Source organism: Bacteroidota bacterium (assembly GCA_018698135.1).
GTDB lineage: Bacteria > Bacteroidota > Bacteroidia > CAILMK01 > JAAYUY01 > JABINZ01.
Genome location: JABINZ010000246.1, coordinates 18,713 through 40,803, shown reverse-complemented (window position 1 = coordinate 40,803; position 22,091 = coordinate 18,713). Strand labels below are relative to the sequence as shown.

Sequence of the window (22,091 nt, the reverse complement as noted above, 5' to 3'; positions counted from 1 at the left end):
TATGGGAATATAGATGGACATGAAATCCGAGCTTCAATACCCTTGAAACGAAGGTTTGTAATAGAAGATTTTGTTGTACTCATGACTCACATTGGTGGATATCCGGGACGTTATGATCAGTCTATAAGGAATGAAGTCAAATTTAATCCACCTGATATATTCATCAGTGGTCACTCGCATATCCTAAAAATAGTTCCTGATAAAAAACTCAATTTACTTCACATTAATCCGGGTTCAGCAGGAAAATATGGACTTCATAAAATTAGAACAATGGTGATTATGGAACTGGATAAAAAGAAAATACTTGATGTGAAAGTAATTGAATTGGGACTGCGAGGGGTTATTTAGTTTAAAATTGATAAACTGAAAAATTGATAAACTGAGAAATTGTTAAATTGTTTTATCCACTGAAGCTTTAGCGAAAGTGGATTAAATTGCATTGTCTGCCGGAGCATAGCTTATGTAGGTGAAATTGATAAACTCTGAAAATGATAAACTGAAAAATTATAAACGGTTTTATTGACAACCAATATGAAATGAGTGAAAAATGATTACAAAAGAAATAACTATCGAAGAGCTGGTCAACGAATACCCACAGTCTATTAAATATTTAGGGGACAAAGGAATTCGTTGTATACGATGTGGAGAACCTATTTGGGGTAGTGTAGAGAGTGCTGCAAAAGAGAAAGGCTTTTCTGATGAAGAAATCGATATTTTTGTAAGTGATTTAAATAAGTTGGGAATAAATTGAATATGCACAAATGTACCTTTATCAGCTTTTTTAAACGATATATAGAATCCAGATGCATTTTGATTGGCAGCAAGCAACAAGTAGATCAAATAATTTGTTTTAAGTAAAAAGCAGTATCATTTGAATCCTTCGGAAATTGTATCATCCGAAAGGATAATAAATATGAAAGATGGGAAAAATCAATAACTTTGTATAGTACAACAAGCTATAAATACAAGACTATGGACATACAAGCATTTAAGCTAGACGTACTCCAAAAAATAATGGGAGTTACAAAACATTCGCTATTAGAAAAAATCGATAAAATATTGGACAGCGAAATGATTGTAGGCCATACAGTAGAAGGCGAACCTTTAACAAAGAAACAATATAATAAGCGACTAAAAATAGCAGAAGCCCAGATTCAATCTGGAGAATACCAGACACAGGAAGAAGTGGAAAAAGAAGTAGAAAACTGGTAGAACGTATGTGGAAAACTATCTGGACTAAGCAAGCCAAAAATGCTTTAAAAAGTATTTACGATTATTACAAAGACAAATCATTACAAGGAGCAAAAAACGTCACAACAGAATTACTGGAAAGTCCAAAAACTATTCGTTTTGCCAAACAATATCAGTTAGATAATATCAATCCAAAATACAGAAGGATTATAATACGAGATTATAAAGTTTTATACAGGGAAGCTAAAGAAAGTATATATATTGTAGATATAGTAAATACTAAACAATCACCAGAAGTACTTAAAAAGAAATAGCCATAAGCGAGTCTTAAATTGTAGATACGTCTATGTATTATAATTTGAGGTTATTTAGCTATATTTATACTACCATACACAGATGAATTACGTTTACACACATATATCCATAACTTTTTCTTACGAATACACCTCTCAATTTCGGATGGGTTGGAAACTAATTACTAAAAATAATGCTAGTACCTATAGAATTGTTTTCACAAGGCAAGTGAAATTTATACGAGACTGTGGCCTTTATATAAGAAAGGTAATGCAGTAAGTATGTTTATGGTGTAATAAAGGATATACGTAAAATAAATAATCATGAAAAAATATATTGGCTTTTTACTTTTGTTTCTAATTCCTTCTTATTTCATATATGCACAAAACAATACTGCCATAATAGGAAGCTGGATTGGAAAACTGGATTTGGGATCAGCACAACTCACAATCGTTTTTCATATTAGTGAAGAAGATGGAAAATTACAAGCCACAATGGATTCTCCTGATCAGGGAGCAAATGGAATCGCAGTCGAAGAAGTAATCTATAATAAAGGACAGATTAAACTCAATATGCCCAATATAAATGGAGGATATGAAGGAGATATTTTAGTAGGCGACTCAACGATTGAAGGAAAATGGAATCAAGCAGGACAATCATGGCCCTTAGTATTGAAAAAAGGGGATGTTCCTAAACCAAATCGTCCACAAGAGCCCAAAGCACCTTATCCTTATATTGAAAAAGAAGTGAAATTTGAGAATAAAGAAGCAGGAATTACTTTAGCCGGAACCTTAACATTACCCAAGCTTCGTCAACCTGTTCCGGCCGTTATATTAATTACTGGCTCTGGAGGCCAGAATCGGGATGAGGAGCTGTTTTTTCATAAACCCTTTAAAGTAATCGCAGATTATTTAACCCGAAATGGCATTGCCGTTTTACGTTTTGATGACAGGGGAGTAGCTGAATCAGAAGGAAGTCAGACAAATGCCACTTCAGAAGATTTTGCAACAGATGTATCTGCTGCAGTCGATTTTTTGTTGCAGCAAAAAAATATCATTAAAGATAAAGTTGGTCTTTGCGGACATAGCGAAGGAGGAATGATTGCACCTCTGACAGCCATTAACAGAGATGATATTGCCTTTCTGATTCTTTTGGCTGGCCCCGGTACTACAGGCAAGCAGATTTTATTAGACCAAACCGAATTAATTTATGCCAAAAGCGGAGCAAGAGAAAGTTTGATAAATGATATTCTGGAGACCAATTCAGTAGTTTATAAGACCTTATTAAAAGAGAGCGACAACGATAAAGCCATTAAAAAGATCAAAAAATATATTAAGAAGCAATCAAAAGGATATTCTGAATCGGAAAAACAAAGCAGGGGGTGGACACAGGAAATGATGGATCAAAACCTGAACATGATTACTTCTCCATGGTTTAGGTATTTTATTGCTTACGATCCGGTACCTGTATTACAGCAAGTAAAATGTCTTGTTTTAGCCTTGAATGGAAGTCTTGACCTGCAAGTTCCAGCCAAGCAGAATTTAGAGGGAATAGAAAAAGCCTTACAAGATGGAGGGAATAATATGATAACAACAAAAGAATTCCCCGAACTAAATCATTTGTTTCAGCATAGCACAACAGGCTTGCCAGGAGAGTATGGACAAATTGAGGAAACATTTTCTCCAGAAGTTCTTGATTATATGACACAGTGGATAGTGAAACTAATTAAATAATGTTTAAACTATTTTCGCATAACAACATTGATAAAGTAAAATGGGATGCTTGTGTTGAGCGTTCTTCAAGACCTTCCGTTTATGCAATTTCGTGGTATCTGGATGCGGTATCTCCTGAATGGATGGGGCTCATAAAGGCCGATTATACAGAAGTTATTCCAATATGCTGGCGAAAGAAATGGGGCGTTAAGTATGTATATCAACCACCTTACACACAATTTGGAGGATTGTTTTCAACGCTCACTGATCAAATTGATTTCAGTCCCTCTGCTGGTTTATTAAAAGATCAATTTAAGTTGATCGAAATACGAATCAATCCTACAAATCATACTGAAAATGCCGATTATGTTTATGCAAAAGGCATCAATCAGTATGTCCATCTGAATGCTGAACTATCCGAAATCGAAAATACAATACATCCTACTCATCGAAAAAATATCCGCAGAGCACAAAAAGCTGGTATTGTTAGTCAAGAAATTGATGCTGCTGAATTCATTAAGTTCAAATTCAACAATCAGGGTGACTATGAGGAAGACATTAATCAACTTCCTGACTTAATGGGTGTTCTCCAGCAAAAGAATGCTGTAAGCTTTTATGGCGCTTTTAATGATGCAAAAGAAATGGTATCAGCAATCATGTTGATTGAATATCAAAACCGATCAATATTAATAACTTCAGCTACGTGCGCTGAAGGCAAGGAAAGCAAAGCCATGTTTTTACTGATAAAGAATTGCTTCGAACGCTATGCAGGAAAAGATCATATTTTTGATTTTGCAGGTTCATCTTTAGCAGGGGTATACGAATTTAATAAAGGCTTTGGTGCTCATGAAGAAGTCATTCGTAGCATTCGAATTAATAATTTACCTTCACTTTTAAAATACCTGAAGAGATAAGTATGCTTTTCTTATTTTTGTTGCAATTAATAAATACCCAAGCATGATTCTGAATTTTATCCACTGGAGTGTAGAACCTGAAATATTCCCAAACACAAGTATTCCTATCCGATGGTACGGACTTTTTTTCGTATTGGCTTTCTACATATCGTATATCTTACTGAATCGAATCTTTAAAAAGGAAGGAAAAGATATTCAGCTTCTGGATAAGTTAACCATGTATATGCTTGTTGCAACCATAGTTGGTGCACGTTTAGGCCACTGTTTGTTTTATGGACCTCACTTTGATACATTTGGACTTAATGGTGAAATAATTGAAAGAGGGTTTTTATCACATCCAATAGATATTTTAAAAATTTGGGAAGGCGGACTTGCCAGTCATGGAGCAGCCATTGCTATTATCATTGCTATTGTATTATTTGCCCGAAAGCATAAAGAAACAAGTTTTTTCTGGATCATGGACAGAGTGGTTATCATGGTGGCTATGGCCGGTTTCTGGATTCGAATGGGTAATTTGGTGAATTCTGAAATAATTGGCAAACCAACCAGCTTAGCCTGGGGCTTTATATTTGAAAAATTAGAACCCTATGGTGTTTTTGGACCACATCATCCAGCCCAACTGTATGAAGCCTTATCCTATTTGGCACTTTTCTTCTTCCTGTTATGGTTTTATTATAAAAAAGATGGAAAGGCAAGGAGTGGTCAAATATTCGGAATATTCCTGATTGTATTGTTTGTAGCCCGTTTTCTAATTGAATATGTGAAAGAGGATCAGGTGGGTTTTGAGAGCGATATGGTACTGAATATGGGTCAATGGCTTAGTATTCCTTTCATCTTAATAGGAATAGCCATATTGATTTTTGTCAAGGATAAACAAGAAGAATTAACTCCTATTGTAGATGATAAACCTGAAGAGATAAGCAGCTAAAGAAATCCTACATCGTTTTATTTATTATCTATTAAAGGTTAAAACCCTGCAATTTTATTGCAGCTAATTAGTTTCTAAAAAATCCAATTTAAAATACAAATTACAATATCCAAATTTCAAATAAATAACAAAAATCAAAAGACAAAGCAGAAGGTCTAGTTTTTATCTATTAATATTTAGGTAATAATACGTATGGTTTTGAATTTGATATTTTGAACATTGAATATTGTTTGATATTTGTTATTTATTTTTTGGTGCTTATTAAATGAGTTTTATTCATCATTAAAACTTATGGATTTAGATCCATAGTGGTTTAATTTCCTCCTCAAAGTCCTGAAAAGTGAACATTTGTTCATTTACTGAGTTTTCAATTCATAGATTTTATCCATTTACTTTTATGTAATTTTGGGTATACAATACTGAATTCAAAAACATGTAAAAACACAATTATGAAAAAGTTTGCTCTTATTATGTGCTTAATTTCAGTTATATCTTACTCATTTGCACAAAGTTCAGGAACTGAAACAGCTTCAAATCCATTATGTGAATCTATTGACAAAGTAATTGCTGGATTTGACAATTCATTTTACGGAATGTACACAACAGAAGGAGTAGAGAAGAGAATTGATGATTTCAATTTTACTATTTACGATTATAAAGCTGTGTATATTCTGACAGGTTTTACTGCTGGAAATTATAAAAAACATGAGATGAGTTCATCCAGTAAGTGGACTATCTACTTCTCATTTAGTGGTACTGAAGATGATGTGAATACTCTTTGGGGACAAGTAGAAGAGTGTATGAAACAAGGATGGACTTATATTGATGGAGCAGCAGATTACGGCTATTTTGGCTATGCTTCAGTTACATATTACGAAAAAGGAGAATATGAATTAACTATAGATGCCTCAACTGGAGACGATAATTTCATTGCTATAGAGATTGCTAAAATGTAATCTTTGTTTCAGTCGTCACAAAACCTGCAAAAATACCATATCCGTTTACTATATTGTTGTAAACCATTACAGGCTCTGCAAACGGATTTCCCTGACGGTCTAAATACAGATAATAGGATTGTTCATATAAATAGCGTGCCCTCGACATTGATTCTATGCTGATAATATATTCTTTATTCGTTGAATAATCCCAATCATTGAAATCGAAACTGATTTCATAAGATTTTCCATCAAAAAAGAAATCAGAAATTAATAAACCATTGTAGTAATTTTCATCCACAGCCGGATTATCTGAAGTGATATCCCATATCATAAACTTGTACTTAACACCAAAAAATGAATCGATATAATACATTTGAACTCGATAATAATTATCCGTATTAGCCTGATCTTCAATTCTAAGGGTGATGTTGCCATCAATGTTGCCGTAATTTTTACCTTGTCCGGGATCGTAATAGGTCATTGAATCGATAATGCGATAAGCTGATACTGAACCATTGCCTGTATTAACCAGTAAGTCGCTGGATGTGATTGTTTTAAACTTGGGATGTTGAACTTCAACTTGATATTCTTTACCAATAATAGGGGAGTGTCCATGATACCGATAAATTCCATCAAAATCGGCATTGTTAATGGTCGTTAATAAATTTCCTTCTTCAAATAGCTTTATTTTAGCATCTGAAACAAAGGATAATTCAGCATTATCAATAACAGACAAGCTTTTGCTAAGCTTAAATGACCATATTGAATCTGGAGAAAAATAACAATTCAACACCAAAGCAGGAGGAATGACAGGGAAATCAACTATGTCTTCCGTTTTTTCACATCGGCTAAACGACACAACTGCAACTACTATGGCCATATAAATGGCAATTTGCTTTACTTTCATAATCTTCATCATTAAAACTTGAAGTTGATACTTAGTGAAGGAATCATTGGAAACAGGCTAACTCTTTTCAACACCCGATTGCCTCTGTTATCGAAGCTAAAGTAATAATAGAATGGATTTCTTCGGTTGTAGAAATTGTAAATACTACCATTGATAGTTGTTTCGCCCCATTTGCTGTCTAAATGCCAGTTTATCGACAGATCCAATCGGTGGTATGCAGCCATGCGGTAATCATTCTTTTTGTTGAAATATTCGATTTCATTATTATAGCCCCAACCAAAGGGATCAATGCTGCCCATTGCCCTCACCACGGGCAGTGTGACTGCGTTTCCTGTTCCATAAACCCAAGTAGCTGATACATCAAGATGCTCACCTAATTCATGACTAACAACTACTGAAATATCGTGTCTGCGGTCATATTTATAGGGAAATATTTCACCAAAATTAATATTGGGAAATTTACGATACGTCCATGATAAGGTGTAACCAACCCAACCTTTTGTTTTACCCACTTTCTTTTCAAAAAACACTTCTCCACCATAGGACCAGCCTTCACCAGCTTCTACTTTGTCTTGCCAATCTGTTTCAGAATTAAGGAAAGTAGCTCCATCAACATATTCAATCAGGTTATGCATTTGCTTGTAGTATCCTTCTACAGAAAGCTGGTATTTTTTCTTAATTGAGGTAGCAAATCCCAAAGCAATTTGATCGGAATTTTGAGGAAGAATTTTATCCGTACTGGGCACCCAAAGATCCGTTGGTAAACCGATTGTTGAATTAGTAAGTAAATGCACATATTGTTGCATACTGGCATAAGAAGCTTTGATTGACCAATTTTTGTCGAACAAATAACGAGCAGAAACACGAGGCTGCACCCGATAATAAAACTCATCGTTTACCATAAAGGCCGATGCATGAACGCCAATATTGGCTTTAATATGTTCGGTAATTCGATAATCGTCTTCGATATAAGCAGCAAATTCCCATGCATTTAAAACGCCTGCTCCCAAAGTGCTATCAATGGTGCTGGCAGGAGTAGAAATTGTATAAGCCGTAGCGCCCGGCTTGAAAGTATGATATATAGCATTGGCTCCAAACTTAACAAAATGATTAGGCCCGGGTAAATAATCAAAATCAAGTTTCCCGGCAATATCATTTATACCGGAAAGGTATTGCATGGAATAAGACTGATTCACGGTGTCAAAAACCTGACTTTCATTGCTATGTATATCAAAATCATATTGACTATAAGTTAAAGAGAGATTGGAGAACAGCTTATTATTAAACTGATGATTCCAGCGCAAAGCAGAAGTTAAATTACCCCAGCCCAAACCTGCATCAGATGATTCGGTAAATAAAACCCCATCGTATAAATAGGAATATGGTTTTTGCTTTAAATAAAATTTATCATCTCCGGTATAGAGCGAAAGGTATAAATGGTCTTTATCAGTTAATTTGTGGTTTATCTTAGCATTTAGGTCATAAAAGAAATAGCCAGCATTAACATCGTTACTTTCGCCTAAAACATTTTTTATTAAGGGTTGGATCAAAATATCCAAATACGTTCTGCGTGCAGCAATAATAAAAGAAGTGCGGTCTTTCCAAATAGGGCCTTCCAAGGTGAACTTTGAAGCAATTAGTCCAATGGAACCTTCGCCCTTAATCTTTTTCATATTTCCCTCTTTCAGCGTAATATCAATTACTGAAGACAAACGCCCTCCATATCGTGCCGGAAAGCCACCCTTTATTAATTCTACATTTTTGATTGCATCTGCATTGAATACAGAAAAGAAACCGAAAAGGTGAGAAGCATTGTAAACGGGTGTTCCATCCAATAAAATCAGGTTTTGATCGGGACCTCCACCGCGAACATACAAACCACTGCCACCTTCCATACCACTTTGAACTCCTGGTAATAACTGCAATGCTTTTAATACATCTACTTCTCCAAACATGGCCGGTATCGATTTTATTTGAGCAACGGGTACTTTAATCGTACTCATTTGGGTCATTTCTTCAATCCGCTCTGTTTGATCAGCTGTTATTTCAACTTCCTCCAAATTTAGCCCGGGCAGTAGTTTGCCATTTAATACCAAATCTTTGTTGAGTTTCAGTTTGCTGATTTTTGTTCCATATCCTAAATAGGAGAAAACAATATTGTAAGTGTCGGCAGGCAGGGTTAGGCTATAAAAACCATAGGTGTTGGTGGTGGTTCCGGTTAATCTGTGCTGATCATACACATTGGCACCTATTAATTTCTCTCCACTTTCCGAATCAGTTAAATAACCACTTATGGTGTGTTTTTTTTGTGCAGATGAATAAATAGTGCACATGGCAAGGAACAATAGAATAATATATTTTCTCATAGGACTTTTTGTTCTAAAGCATGTAAACGGATCGTCTAAATAATAATTGCATTTGCAGCAAATATCATGAAAAAGACTTTTTATTTGATTCTCTTGATCAGATTATTTGAGGGTAGATGATTTGATGATTGCAATGGTTGCTTGTAGATTGATAAATCGATTCTTGTTTGTGAAGCAGAACTTGAAATGGTTAAGATAGTGAGTAGAAAAAAATGTGAAATAGAATGAATGTGTTATTGTAATTTCAATAAGCAAACACACAATCTTAATTATTTAAGTAAACATCATGAAACTATCATGAACACTGAAAGCTATAAATATATTTCAAAATTCAACACAGAAAAAATCTCTTACATTGCACATAATGAGCACATTAATATTACATTAATATTAATTAATACATGATATGTTACATTGATTATATATATTCGTGTTGATAATACTTTCTCCCGAAAAAACACATGATTGATGAAAACGAAGTACATATAAGTACTGTGGCAATGCTTTCGTTTTTCTTTACGAAAAACGAAATTCAGGGAACTGTGATCCATTATTTCTAATACACCTACAAGAAAAGTATTGATTTGTTGATATAGTAAAAACACTTTTATAAAGTGCTCAATTATATTGATTTTGAACTCTTTTATGCAAATAGAAAGAGTGAAAATAGATTTAATAACTGGATCATGAAAACAAGAACCTTAATCTATCTGAAGTACTTCGCCCTTCTTATAATGACAACCGTATTGGTACTACTTTTCACCTCAAAAATATTTGCTCAAAATGTGGTTGTAACTGATGATGGAAACTACACTCCAGATGCATCGGCAATGCTGGATGTAAAGGCTACTACAAAGGGTTTGCTAATCCCTCGCCTCACAGCCACACAACGAGGCAATATAAGCAGCCCTGCCAACGGTCTTATGGTTTATCAAACAGATGGTACAGCAGGATTTTATTACTACAATGGCAGCACTTGGCAATTGCTGTTTGCTGGGGATATAAAAATCAATGACCTGACCGATGGTACTACTGGGGGGAACAGTGTTTTTCTTGGGACAAATGCAGGTGTTAATGATGATAGTACAAACAATTACAATGTTGGAATAGGTTATGAATGCATGACAACTAATACCGATGGTACTGCCAATACAGCAATTGGATTTCAGTCATTGTATTCTAATTCATCTGGTACTCAAAATACGGCACTTGGATTACGAGCTCTTTATACTAATACTGCGTCATATAATACGGCAGTTGGACATTTAGCGATGGAATACAATACATCGGGAGATTACAATACTGCCATCGCAAAAGATGCATTGAATCACAATACAACAGGAGATTACAACACATCAAACGGAGTTGGCTCTTTATATAATAACAAAGTAAACAACAGAAGTACTGCAATAGGATATCATGCCATGTTTTATGCAGATAACAGAACTTCTTCTGCCCAGTCTACCTTTAACACAGCAATAGGTTACGAATCTTTGAGAGGGAGTACTACTGCGGCTGATAATACGGGTCAGTATAATACAGCAATCGGTGATCAGTCATTGTACTCAATTACTTCTGGTCTTGGAAATAGTGGAATGGGTTCAGGTGGCCTATATTCAAATACAACAGGTGGGTTTAACGTGGCAAGTGGTTATCAGTCATTATATTCAAATACTACAGGAAACAACAATATTGCCTACGGGATCTATTCGCTTCATTCAAATAAAGCAAATAACCGATCTACTGCCATAGGACATCAAGCTATGCGATATGCAGATGATAGAGTTTTGGCAAGAGAAACTTACAATACAGCAATTGGCTATGAAGCTTTACTAGGAAGCACAACAGCATCTAATAATAGTGGGCAGTATAATACATGTATCGGAGACTTAACTCTTCATTCAAATACAACTGGGTCTGAGAATATAGCCATTGGTTGCTCATCCTTAGAAAACAATACTGAAGGTAATAATAATACTGCCATAGGATTTAAAACTCTTTTTTCAAACACAGAAAACAACAGAAGTACTGCTGTAGGTTATAAAGCAATGTTTAATGCAGATGACAGAACAACAGGTCAGGCAACCTACAATACTGCCATTGGGTGTGAAGCATTACTTGGCAGTAGTACCGCCTCAAACAATACCGGACAATACAATACTGCAGTTGGAGATCAGGCGCTATACAAAAACACATCAGGCTATAGCAATTCATCACTAGGTTATCATGCATTAAAAGATAATACTTCTGGCTTTCGAAATAGTGCGGTCGGTTTCGAGTCTCTTGAACTTGTTACCACAGGGGATTACAATTGTGCATTGGGTTATGAGTCAGGAAACACATTAACTTCTGGAAACCAGAATACAATGATCGGAAGTTTTTCCGATGTCAGCTCATCTTCTCAAACCAACTCAACTGCTATTGGTTACAATTCCTTGGCTTCTGCAAGTAATCAGGTCAGGATTGGCAATACAGCAATAACAAGTTTGCATTGTCAGGGAGCATATGCCGGAACAGTGGGTTTAACACGTAGAGACGTTTATGTTGATAATCTTGGTAAAATTGGCTACATATCATCTTCTTTACGGTACAAGAAAAACATAAATAACTTAGCTGATATTAGTTGGATTTATAAACTCAGACCTGTTAATTACACCTACAAGAACGACAAAAACAATACTATTCAATATGGCTTAATAGCCGAAGAGGTTGAGCAGGTAAATTCTGATTTTGTTAGTTACAATGAGGATGGAAGTGTAGAAACTGTTTCATACTCACAACTAGTAACTCCCATGCTTAAAGCCTTGCAAGATCAACAAGAATTAATTCGACAATTACAAAACCGAATCGAACAATTAGAAAACTAATATAATATGAATCGTCATCGCGAGGAACGAAGCGATCCCATAATAATTAAAGATTGGTCTTCGCTAACACTCATCGCAATAACGCAAAAAAAGGAATATCATGAAAATAACAAAACAAATAGGCTGGTCATTACTCTTTGTATCTTTCATCTTTTCATCTTTTGTCTCAACGGCTCAAAACGTAGTTGTAACCGATGATAATACCTACACACCAGATGCCTCAGCAATGTTGGATGTGAAATCAACCACCAAGGGTCTGTTAATACCTAGAGTTACCAAAACCGAAAGAGATAATTTTTCTAGTGCTGCAGAAGGCTTGCTCATTTTTCAGACAGACAACACACCTGGGTTTTATGCCTATATAGGCGCACAATGGGTTTTGCTATTTGCAGGCAATGTTGAAATTAACGATTTAACTGATGGCAAAACCGGAGGTCTCAGTGTTTTTCTTGGGACTAATGCTGGTGTTAATGATGACAATTCATCAAATAAAAATGCCTTCTTTGGATATTACGCAGGCTATTCGAATACATCAGGGCATGATAATAACTTTTTTGGCTATTATAGTGGTGCTTCAAATACATCTGGTTATTTAAATGTTTTTAATGGATATCGGTCCGGTTCATCAAATACAACCGGCTATTATAATACAGCTGTAGGAAGTAACTCACTTTCATCAAACACTGATGGACTTGGCAACACAGCTTTGGGCTATCAATCTCTCTATTTAAACTCCAGTGGACAGGTTAATACGGCTATTGGGCAGGATGCATTGTATAACAACACATCAAATTTAAATACAGCAATTGGTTTTGAAGCCTTGTATAAAAACACAACTGGTACAAACAATGTAGGCATTGGATCGGGTGCAAATTATAACAATCAAACTGGAGGAAACAATGTAGCTATTGGCTATGAAGCAGGTAAAGGAACTACTACTCATAATAAAACGGGAGGGATATTTATTGGTTATCAGGCAGGGGCTGGTGAAGATAATTCCAACAAACTTTACATTGAAAACTCCAATTCAGCAAGTCCGCTGATTTATGGTGAGTTTGATACTGATTTACTGAAAATTAATGCTGACTTTGAACTAGCCAATGGAACCAAAGCTTCAAACCTTAAATTTTTTGAACCCAGTGGCTCTGGTAGCAATTATACTAAATTTCAAACCCAAGCACAAAGTGGTGATGTAACCTATACCTTACCTGAAGCTGATGGTAGCAGTGGGCAATTATTGCAAACGGATGGAAGTGGTGCATTGAGCTGGGAAGATGATGGGGGTGCAGCCTCAATTGATGATTTATCTGATGGAATTAATGATGGATCTAGTATTTTTTTTGGAACTAATGCTGGAGCTAATGATAATGGCGGAAATAAAAATACAGGGATAGGAACATCCTCATTAGCTGGCAATACGAGTGGAAATTATAATACTGCTTATGGCTATAAAGCACTATTTTCTAATACAACAGGATGGACAAATATTGCTATTGGTGGTTCTGCATTAGAAAATAATACTACTGGAGAATATAATATAGCTGTTGGAGGTAGTGCTTTAAATTCAAACATAGCAAATTCAAGAAGCACTGCAATTGGCTTTTTTGCAATGTACTATGCGGACGACAGAGCATCCGGAAGGTTGAGTTATAACACTGCAATAGGTACGAGGCTTTAAAAGGAAGTTCTACAGCTTCTAATAATATAGGCCAGAAAAATACAGCTGTTGGAGATCAAGCAGTGTATTCTAATACATCGGGAGAGCGGAATAATGGTTTTGGAGTACAGTCACTGTATAGCAATACTTCAGGATCGAGAAATATAGCAATTGGTAACAATGCATTATTACATAATACAACAGGATCATATAATGTAGCGAATGGGTGTTCTACTCTTTTAACAAATGAAGGAAACAGTAGAAGTACAGCAATTGGGTATGGAGCAATGTATTTTGCTGATGACAGAACAACAGGAAGATCAACATATAATACTGCGATTGGCTATGAAGCTCTACAAGGAAGTACGACCGCAGCCAATAATACGGGTCAATATAATACTGCTGTTGGGGATCAAGCAATGCTTGATAATACTACGGGAAGCTATAATACAGCTCTAGGGTACAATTCATTGAGCTCAAATACTTCGGGAAACCAGAATACAGCAACTGGTAGTTCTTCTTTGTCGAGTAACACCACAGGATATGATAATACAGCTATTGGGAATGAAGCATTAACTGACAACACCACAGGATATTATAACACTGCAGTTGGTTGCCTAACATTGACATCTACTACTACAGGACATTACAACACTGCTATAGGAAGAAATTCACTTTCTAATAACAAGGGTAATCATGGTAATACTGCCTGTGGTTATAATGCAATAAGTAATGCAGATGATCGATCATCTGGACAATCTTCATTTAATACAGCTGTCGGGTATAGGGCTTTGGAAGGACCATCTCCTGCTTCAGGGAATACTGGAATACAAAACACTGCTATTGGAGCTCTTGCGATGTATTCAAACACTACTGGTGAAAACAATACAACAGTTGGTAATTCTGCATTATATTTTAACTCAACTGGGAAATATAATGTTGCAATAGGTTATCAATCACTATATTTTAATAAGGCAAATTATGCTAGCACTGCAATTGGATATGATGCAATGAAATATGCTGATAACAGAACCAGTGGTATAGAAACTAATAATACCGCAATTGGATATGAAGCACATATGGGAAGTACAACTGCTTCAAATAATAGTGGTATTGGAAATACAGCAATTGGGAGTAAAAGTATGAAAACTATTACATCAGGGGTGTATAATACAGCAGTTGGATTTAGCTCTTTAAATTATATTACTGACGGTGATTATAACACAGCAATTGGAGACTTCGCATGTTATGTTAACTCTACAGGATACCATAATACCGCTGTTGGATATAGTGCTTTTAGTACAGGGTCTTCATACCATAATTCTACAGCAATAGGTTCTGATGCAGAGCCTGGAGCAAGTAATACAATTCGCTTAGGCAACAGTTCTGTTTCAACTATTGGAGGGTATTCTAGTTGGTCAAACCTTTCAGATGCTCGTTTTAAAACTAATGTAAAAGAAAATGTTGTTGGGCTTGATTTCATTTTGAAGCTCCGACCAATTACTTACAATTTAGACATGGATGCGCTTGCTGAATTTAATGGTACTGGTGATTCAGTAAGACTTCCAGAAAGCGAACAATTGAAAGCTGCTGAAGTTCAAACGGGATTTATTGCACAGGAAGTAGAACTTGCTGCACAAAGTGTAAATTATGATTTTCATGGTGTGGATAAGCCTAAAAACGAAACATCACATTACAGTTTGCGTTATGCCGAGTTTGTAGTGCCTTTGGTAAAAGCGGTACAAGAACAACAACTACAAATGCAACAACAACAAAATACAATAGAAGAGTTATTGGCTCGAATTGAAGAATTAGAAAATAAATAAATCATCGTTTAAAAAACGAATGCTGGTCTGAGCGTAGTCGAAGACCAAATACATGTTAATTAAAACAGAGGCATGAAAACAAGAAACACAATTTATCTGAAGTACATTGGCTTACTCATTAAGACAACTGTATTGGTACTATTAATTACTTCAAAAATATTTGCTCAAAATGTGGTGGTGACTGATGATGCAACCTACACACCAGATGCTTCGGCAATTTTAGATGTAAAATCAACAACAAAAGGATTGCTAATACCACGAATTGATTTGGATGATGCCAGTACAGCAACTCCCATAAGTAGCCCAGCTACTGGTCTGATTATTTACAACAGTGGTGGAGATGCGCCTGATGGTTTTTACTATTGGAACGGATCGGCTTGGATATCATTTATTACTAGCTTGTCTGATGCTGATGGTGACACCAAAATACAAGTAGAAGAAAGCAATGATGAAGATTTAATTCGCTTTGATATTGGGGGTACTGAAAGGATGTTACTAACAACCAATGCATTAGAATTTCCTAATAGCGATTATAGTGTATATATTGGAGAGGGAGCTGGAAACTCAATAACAGGCAACGAAGACGGTTATAATGTTTTAATAGGATACCAAAGTGGCTACAATAGCGCATATTCAAGCAGTCCAACTAATGCCAGTTACAATGTTGGAATTGGATTTAAATCACTGTATGCCAATACAATAGGATGTTACAATACAGCAAATGGTTTAGAAGCTCTTTATTCTAATACAAATGGGTCTGAGAATACTGCAATTGGATTTTCTGCACTTTACTTTAACACAAGTGGAACTGGAAATGTTAGTTTAGGTGTAAAGGCAAATGGCAATAACGAAGAAGGAAACTATAATACAATTATTGGATATAAGGCTGGCCTAGGCACTTCAATACACAATAAATCAGGCAATATATTTTTAGGATACCAGGCAGGCTACAACGAAACCGGAAACAATAAACTCTATATAGAAAATTCAAGTTCGAGCAATCCTCTTATATATGGAGATTTCGATCAGAGTTTAGTTAGAATTTATGGTTCATTGCAAATGTCAACTACTGGTGCTTCCATTAATGAGTTTTCAACTGATGTAACCTTAACAGGAACTAGTGACTTTGCATTACCTACTGAGAATGCAGTAAAAACGTATGTTGATAATTCAATAGGAGCTATCAATTTGGATCAAATAATAGATGCTGATAACGATACCAAGATTCAAGTAGAAGAAGCTGCCGATGAAGATATGATACGTTTTGATTTAGGAGGAACAGAAAAGTGGAAAATGACTGGTTCAAGATTAGAAGTACTAAGTACTGGGTATTCGGTTTTTATTGGAGAATCGGCTGGTGCTAATGATGATTTAAGTGACAATTTGAACGTTGCTATTGGGTATTCTGCCCTTAATGCCAATACAAGCGGTTATCGAAATAGTGGAATCGGTTACAGCTCTTTAAAAGATAATACAAGTGGGTATTACAATACAGGTGTCGGATATTTCTCTCTTGAAAACAACACAACAGGCTATATAAATTCAGCAATCGGAAGCTGGGCTTTATATACAAACACAACAGGATTTCAGAATGCCGCAAACGGACATGGTGCACTTTACTTAAATACAACAGGTAATAATAATACAGCTGTTGGTTTCAATGCTTTGTATTCTAACACAACTAGCACCTACAATACAGCTGTTGGTTCACAAACAATGTTTTCAAATACAACTGGTTATTCAAACTCGGCAAGTGGTGGAGCAGCTTTATATTCTAATACAACTGGTTATTATAACTCAGCCTTAGGAGTTAATGCAAGCAGGCAAAATACAAGTGGTTTTTATAACACTGCAATGGGATACAGCTCCCTGCTTAATACTACTACAGGAGACTACAACACCTCTTGTGGCTCGAATGCATTAACAGTCAATATCACAGGAAATAACAATACGGCAATTGGCTATGGAGCAGGTCCTTTAACAGCATATTCAGCATTGAACAATACAATTCTGCTTGGCTATAATGCAGCTACTGCCACGACCAATCATGTTTGCATTGGAAACACCTCACAATCATGGATAGGAGGTCAGGTTAGCTGGTCAACCATGTCAGATGGACGCATTAAAAACAACATTAAAGAAGATGTAGCTGGATTGGATTTCATTATGAAGCTGCGCCCTGTAACATATAACCTTGATAAGGATAAAAGTGATGAATTAATGGGCATTGTTGACTCAAGTGACTATGTTGAAAAATATGCTGTTGAAGAGATTAAATTCAGTGGTTTTCTTGCTCAGGAAGTGGAACAAACTGCTAGGGAAGTAGGGTATGACTTCAGTGGAGTAAAAATACCAACTAACGACAAAACACTTTACAGTTTAAGTTACGCTGAGTTTGTGGTGCCCTTGGTGAAAGCAGTTCAGGAGCAGCAAGTAATTATTGAAGAATTATTAGCAAGAATTGAAGAATTGGAAAATAAATAATAAACCGTCATTGCGGTCCCGATTTATCAGCAGAAGAGATCCCATCATAAATGGCGATTGATTCTTCGTTAACACTTTCCACAATGATGTATAAAAAGAAGATTATGAGAACCATAAAACTAACATTCTGCCTTTTGTCTTTTGTCTTTTTATCTTATGTCTCAATAGGGCAAACAGGCTTGCGAATAAATGGAGCAAAAATCATTATCACCACTGATGCCATTGTACATATTGCTGGTGGGCAAAATGGAGATTTAACAGCTGCCAATGCTAGCAGCTCGGAAGCCAAAATTGATTTGGATGGTACAATCAAGCTAGAGGGTGATTGGATCAATAATAACTCTTCAGCTGATGTTCTGATTAATCAGAATACGGATGGAACCATTGAAATCAATGGAACTGCAGAACAAAACTTGAGTGGTTCAGCTACTGATGATTATAGCATTGAAAAACTGAAAATCAATTCGGGTGCTCAGCTTGTTATTGATGATGACCAAAGCGTAACACTTGGTGGAGATTTTACCAACATAGGTTATCTAAGGATAAACTCCAGCTCAACAGGAACAGGGAGTTTTCTCGACAATGGCACAATTACTCAATCAAGCGGACGAGCACAGGTTGGGCGTTATGTTACCGGACAAAGTGGAGGAGAAATACATTATTTTTCACCCTCGGTTAGTGATGCTACAGGAGCCCAGCTGATCAATTCCAATAAAGGAAATTATAATGTGTATAGGTTTGATGTGTCGTCACAAAGTTGGATAAGAGTATTTGCAGGAACATCTTTAGTTGCCACTACTGGATACACAGTTGCTTACACGGATAGCAATACTATTTACAGTGAGGGTGCTTTGAGTTATGGTACAATTACACCCTCGATTTCAAGTACAGATCAGGAATGGAACCTGGTAGGTAATCCATATCCAAGCGCATTAAATGCTGATGATTTTCTGACAGCAAATGCACCCGCTACAACTCCCAGCATTTATGGAACACTGTATTTCTGGGATGAATCAGCTAATTTCAATGCGAACGATTATGCCAGCTGGAATGGAACAGGTTATACTTTCAATGGAGGAAAAGTGCCTAATGGCTATATAGGCACAGGACAAGCCTTTTTTGTGCAAAGCAAAACAAAAACAAGCAATACAATTACCTTCAACAATGCCATGCGTGAGAAAAACAATACGCAGTTTTTCATTCCTCCCATTGAAAATGTGCAACGTTTGAAAATAAGTGTCACCAATCCGAATGGCGATTTCAATGAAATACTCATTGGTTTCCTTAATGAAGCAACTTACGGGGTCGATAACCTGTATGATGGACATAAACTACAAGGAAATCCTGATTTATCATTTTACTCCATGATTCCTGGTTATGACAGAAACTTGGTCATTCAGGCATTGCCACCACTTACTTTAGAAGAAATTATTCCTGTTGGCTTAGATGTTGGAATTAGTGGTAAATACCAGTTCAAAGTAGAATTGATTGAAAATTTTGATGTCACCACTGAAATCTATTTGGAAGATAAAGCAGTTGCTAAACTCACAGATTTGAGAAATACAGACACTTATGAGTTCACATTGGATAAGGGTGTAACAGATGAACGCTTTGTGATTAAGTTTAAACCTCAAACTATTGATATTGAAGAAAATCTGTCGGGAGAAGATGGAAAAGAACCTATTATTACCATACAAGGGAAAACATTATTTGTAGAATCCCGCTCTGATTTTTCTGGAACATTGCGTGTTCAAGATTTGTTAGGGAAAGAACTTCAAAGTAAATTAATAACAAATAGCCATTTCGAAACGCTTGAACTGAATTATGCTAAGGGTTACTATATTATTTCCATCCTTGGTGATGAAGTGAATTCTTCGACAAAGGTGTTTGTGAAGTAAAGCAATTTTGCATTTTTGCAGATATGATTAAAATTTGAAATAGCAGTTTGTAATTTGCATGCAAAATCATTGAACAGCCAAGTAAGTGACTCATCATGCATTTTATGAGTTCATTATTAAACAGTTTGTAACCTCAATTCTCTTTCCCAGCATATAGATTGAAACTGCTTGAATTTTCAATTAATGATTTTACGAAAATAAAATTCCCGAAATTTCGTTTCAGTAAATGCCAACAAATGCAAGTCCAATGAAAAAAATAACAGTACTCATCCTCATATCAATATTAATTTCAAGCAGCTCTTTTAGTCAGTTTAGAAATGAATCAAATGATTATCGTTATAGGGCTATTAGCATACAAGCTTATCCTTCAACCAAGCAGAATGTAGCCAAAGAAATGGGCGTTCAGCTAGTTAGTCAGTTTGAAATCAAGGAAAAAAACAATGGAAAAGAGAGGAAGTTTCAAACCTTAGAAGAGATTTATAATCAGGAAGGCAAGCTGATTATGGAAACTTTTTATCATAAAGGAAACATCACTAAGGTTTGGATGTATGTTTATAATGAAGAAGGAAAAATAACATCAAAAACAGCAGTCGATAAAAAAGGGCAGGAGCTTCAACGATTAATTTGTGAATTCAATTCGCTGGGATTGACTACCTCCTATAGTATTTTTAAAAAGGATGCAGAGCAAGCTGAATATGCTTTGTACTGGGAATATGATTCCACTAAAATAATAAAAACAAAAACCTTCAAAAAAGGAAAATTAAGCGTTTATGCTTTGTATTATTATGATTTGGAAGGGAATCGGGAAAAAGCACAATCATTTAATTCGCGAGGAAAACTAAAATATACCTGGTCCTATGAATGTAGCCAGGAGGGAGAAAGAAGCACCAAACATAAAGATACCACGAAATATTGTATAGTAAATAGTCAGGATAGTAATGGCTATTTAATGCGTGTATTTCAGGCCGTTAATGATAAAAATAAAATGACCAAATACGTAAGCATTTTCAATCAGGACACGATTTTAATTGAATCGAGGTCCTATGATAAAAATGATGTTTTATTGCACAAAGCCAACTATCAGCCTGATCAACCCTTATACATTTCTTATTATAGCTACAAGAAGGGCCGGTTAAAATCTATTCGTTTGAACAGTTATGATGAAAATGGAAATAGAACAGATTACAAATATTATACATACAAAGGCGAGAAGAAAAAACTGGCAACTCAGTATAAGTACATATTTGATGACAACAATTTATACACTGAAATTCAAGTATATCGGGATGAAAAAATAGTGTTTAAGAAAAAAATAGAGTATTTCTTTTTTAAGGATGGAGGAAGTATTTAATCATAGGAATACGAGATTGATTGAATGCGTATATTGTTGATATATAATGACTTTATGTTGTTTAGTTTTAGCATGCCTTTAGACTCTTCAGCTTCTGTTTTGATGTAGCAAACTTTGCTTAAGTCGGATTATGAACTCCAACTGATCAGGATTTTAGCTTCAAGGAATCAATTTTAAATTCACTAAGTTTTTCTTCCAGTTGTTCCAAATGTTCTTTCTCAATCTGAATTTCAAAATGGCAATTTGTATCAAAATCCTCACCTAAAAACGTTACATTCATTTTCTTCAAAGAGTCAACAACCAAAGCGTAATTATCGAAAGGAAGGCTCAGGTTCAAAATAATCTTTTCTGATCGATTGCTTATTTTTCCATTCTGTATAGCAAAATCAGCTGCATTTCCATAGGCGTTAATCAATCCTCCCTTGCCTAGTAAAGTTCCTCCAAAATAGCGAACCACTGCTATAACAATATTATCCAACTCATATTTATTAATGTAGTTCATAATGGGTTGACCACCGGTGTTTGAAGGTTCTCCATCATCATTAATGCGGATTATAGGATTGTCAAGTCCAATTTTATAGGCATAACAAACATGACAAGCTTTGTGATTATCTTTCCACAAATCAGCAATAAGCAGTTTGGCATCCTCTTCCGAATAACAAGCTTTTGCATATCCAATGAATTTGCTTCCTCTATCCTTGAATTCTCCACTGCTCAATTTGGCCATTGTCTTGTATCTGGACATAGGACAAAAATAC

General features: G+C 35.6%; 17 protein-coding genes. 14 read left to right on the top strand and 3 right to left on the bottom strand.

Annotated elements, in window-relative coordinates; all coding sequences use genetic code 11:
• The 8 genes from HOG71_15285 to HOG71_15250 all read left to right on the top strand — a co-directional run.
• The coding region (locus HOG71_15285) for a metallophosphoesterase family protein (protein ID MBT5992211.1) at window positions 1-348 on the top strand (348 nt) is incomplete at its 5' end.
• 199 nt (window positions 349-547) lie between these two features.
• On the top strand, window positions 548-751 hold the full coding sequence (locus HOG71_15280; GenBank protein ID MBT5992210.1) for a DUF1858 domain-containing protein: 204 nt from the start codon (window positions 548-550) through the stop codon (window positions 749-751).
• 221 nt (window positions 752-972) lie between these two features.
• Window positions 973-1,212 carry a hypothetical protein gene (locus HOG71_15275; GenBank protein ID MBT5992209.1) on the top strand — a complete coding sequence of 80 codons (240 nt, stop codon included), beginning with the start codon at window positions 973-975 and terminating at the stop codon, window positions 1,210-1,212.
• Window positions 1,213-1,217: 5 nt separating this feature from the next.
• Window positions 1,218-1,505: a type II toxin-antitoxin system RelE/ParE family toxin gene (locus HOG71_15270; GenBank protein MBT5992208.1), complete on the top strand. Its 288-nt coding sequence runs from the start codon at window positions 1,218-1,220 to the stop codon at window positions 1,503-1,505.
• A gap of 303 nt (window positions 1,506-1,808) precedes the next feature.
• The gene (locus HOG71_15265) at window positions 1,809-3,218 is read left to right on the top strand and encodes an alpha/beta fold hydrolase (protein ID MBT5992207.1); all 1,410 of its coding nucleotides are present in this window, start codon (window positions 1,809-1,811) and stop codon (window positions 3,216-3,218) included.
• Window positions 3,218-4,111: a hypothetical protein gene (locus HOG71_15260; protein ID MBT5992206.1), complete on the top strand. Its 894-nt coding sequence runs from the start codon at window positions 3,218-3,220 to the stop codon at window positions 4,109-4,111. The genes HOG71_15265 and HOG71_15260 overlap by 1 nt, the downstream gene beginning before the upstream one ends.
• 43 nt (window positions 4,112-4,154) lie before the next feature.
• Window positions 4,155-5,039 carry a prolipoprotein diacylglyceryl transferase gene (gene lgt, locus HOG71_15255; protein MBT5992205.1) on the top strand — a complete coding sequence of 295 codons (885 nt, stop codon included), beginning with the start codon at window positions 4,155-4,157 and terminating at the stop codon, window positions 5,037-5,039.
• A gap of 449 nt (window positions 5,040-5,488) precedes the next feature.
• Window positions 5,489-5,995: a hypothetical protein gene (locus tag HOG71_15250; GenBank protein MBT5992204.1), complete on the top strand. Its 507-nt coding sequence runs from the start codon at window positions 5,489-5,491 to the stop codon at window positions 5,993-5,995.
• On the opposite strand, the gene HOG71_15245 is transcribed toward HOG71_15250, so the two are convergent.
• Window positions 5,985-6,884 carry a DUF4249 domain-containing protein gene (locus HOG71_15245; GenBank protein ID MBT5992203.1) on the bottom strand — a complete coding sequence of 300 codons (900 nt, stop codon included), beginning with the start codon at window positions 6,882-6,884 and terminating at the stop codon, window positions 5,985-5,987. The genes HOG71_15250 and HOG71_15245 overlap by 11 nt on opposite strands.
• 11 nt (window positions 6,885-6,895) lie before the next feature.
• Complete coding sequence (locus HOG71_15240; protein ID MBT5992202.1) at window positions 6,896-9,250, bottom strand: TonB-dependent receptor; 2,355 nt, start codon at window positions 9,248-9,250, stop codon at window positions 6,896-6,898.
• A gap of 686 nt (window positions 9,251-9,936) precedes the next feature.
• Between HOG71_15240 and HOG71_15235 the strand changes: the two genes are divergently transcribed.
• From HOG71_15235 to HOG71_15210, 6 genes are all read left to right on the top strand, one after another.
• Complete coding sequence (locus tag HOG71_15235) at window positions 9,937-12,117, top strand: hypothetical protein (protein ID MBT5992201.1); 2,181 nt, start codon at window positions 9,937-9,939, stop codon at window positions 12,115-12,117.
• A gap of 100 nt (window positions 12,118-12,217) precedes the next feature.
• Complete coding sequence (locus HOG71_15230; GenBank protein ID MBT5992200.1) at window positions 12,218-13,795, top strand: hypothetical protein; 1,578 nt, start codon at window positions 12,218-12,220, stop codon at window positions 13,793-13,795.
• Between the two features lie 62 nt (window positions 13,796-13,857).
• Complete coding sequence (locus HOG71_15225) at window positions 13,858-15,600, top strand: hypothetical protein (GenBank protein ID MBT5992199.1); 1,743 nt, start codon at window positions 13,858-13,860, stop codon at window positions 15,598-15,600.
• 72 nt (window positions 15,601-15,672) lie between these two features.
• Window positions 15,673-18,084, top strand: coding sequence for a hypothetical protein (locus tag HOG71_15220; GenBank protein ID MBT5992198.1), 2,412 nt, complete (start codon window positions 15,673-15,675; stop codon window positions 18,082-18,084).
• Between the two features lie 104 nt (window positions 18,085-18,188).
• On the top strand, window positions 18,189-19,982 hold the full coding sequence (locus tag HOG71_15215) for a hypothetical protein (GenBank protein MBT5992197.1): 1,794 nt from the start codon (window positions 18,189-18,191) through the stop codon (window positions 19,980-19,982).
• Between the two features lie 247 nt (window positions 19,983-20,229).
• A complete protein-coding gene (locus tag HOG71_15210) occupies window positions 20,230-21,333 on the top strand; it encodes a hypothetical protein (GenBank protein MBT5992196.1) in 1,104 nt (367 codons plus the stop codon).
• A 145-nt stretch (window positions 21,334-21,478) separates the two neighbouring features.
• Here HOG71_15210 and HOG71_15205 read toward each other — a convergent pair whose 3' ends face one another.
• Entirely contained in the window at window positions 21,479-22,078 is a 600-nt protein-coding gene (locus HOG71_15205; GenBank protein ID MBT5992195.1) for a YigZ family protein, read from the bottom strand.
• Between the last annotated feature and the right edge of the window lie 13 nt (window positions 22,079-22,091).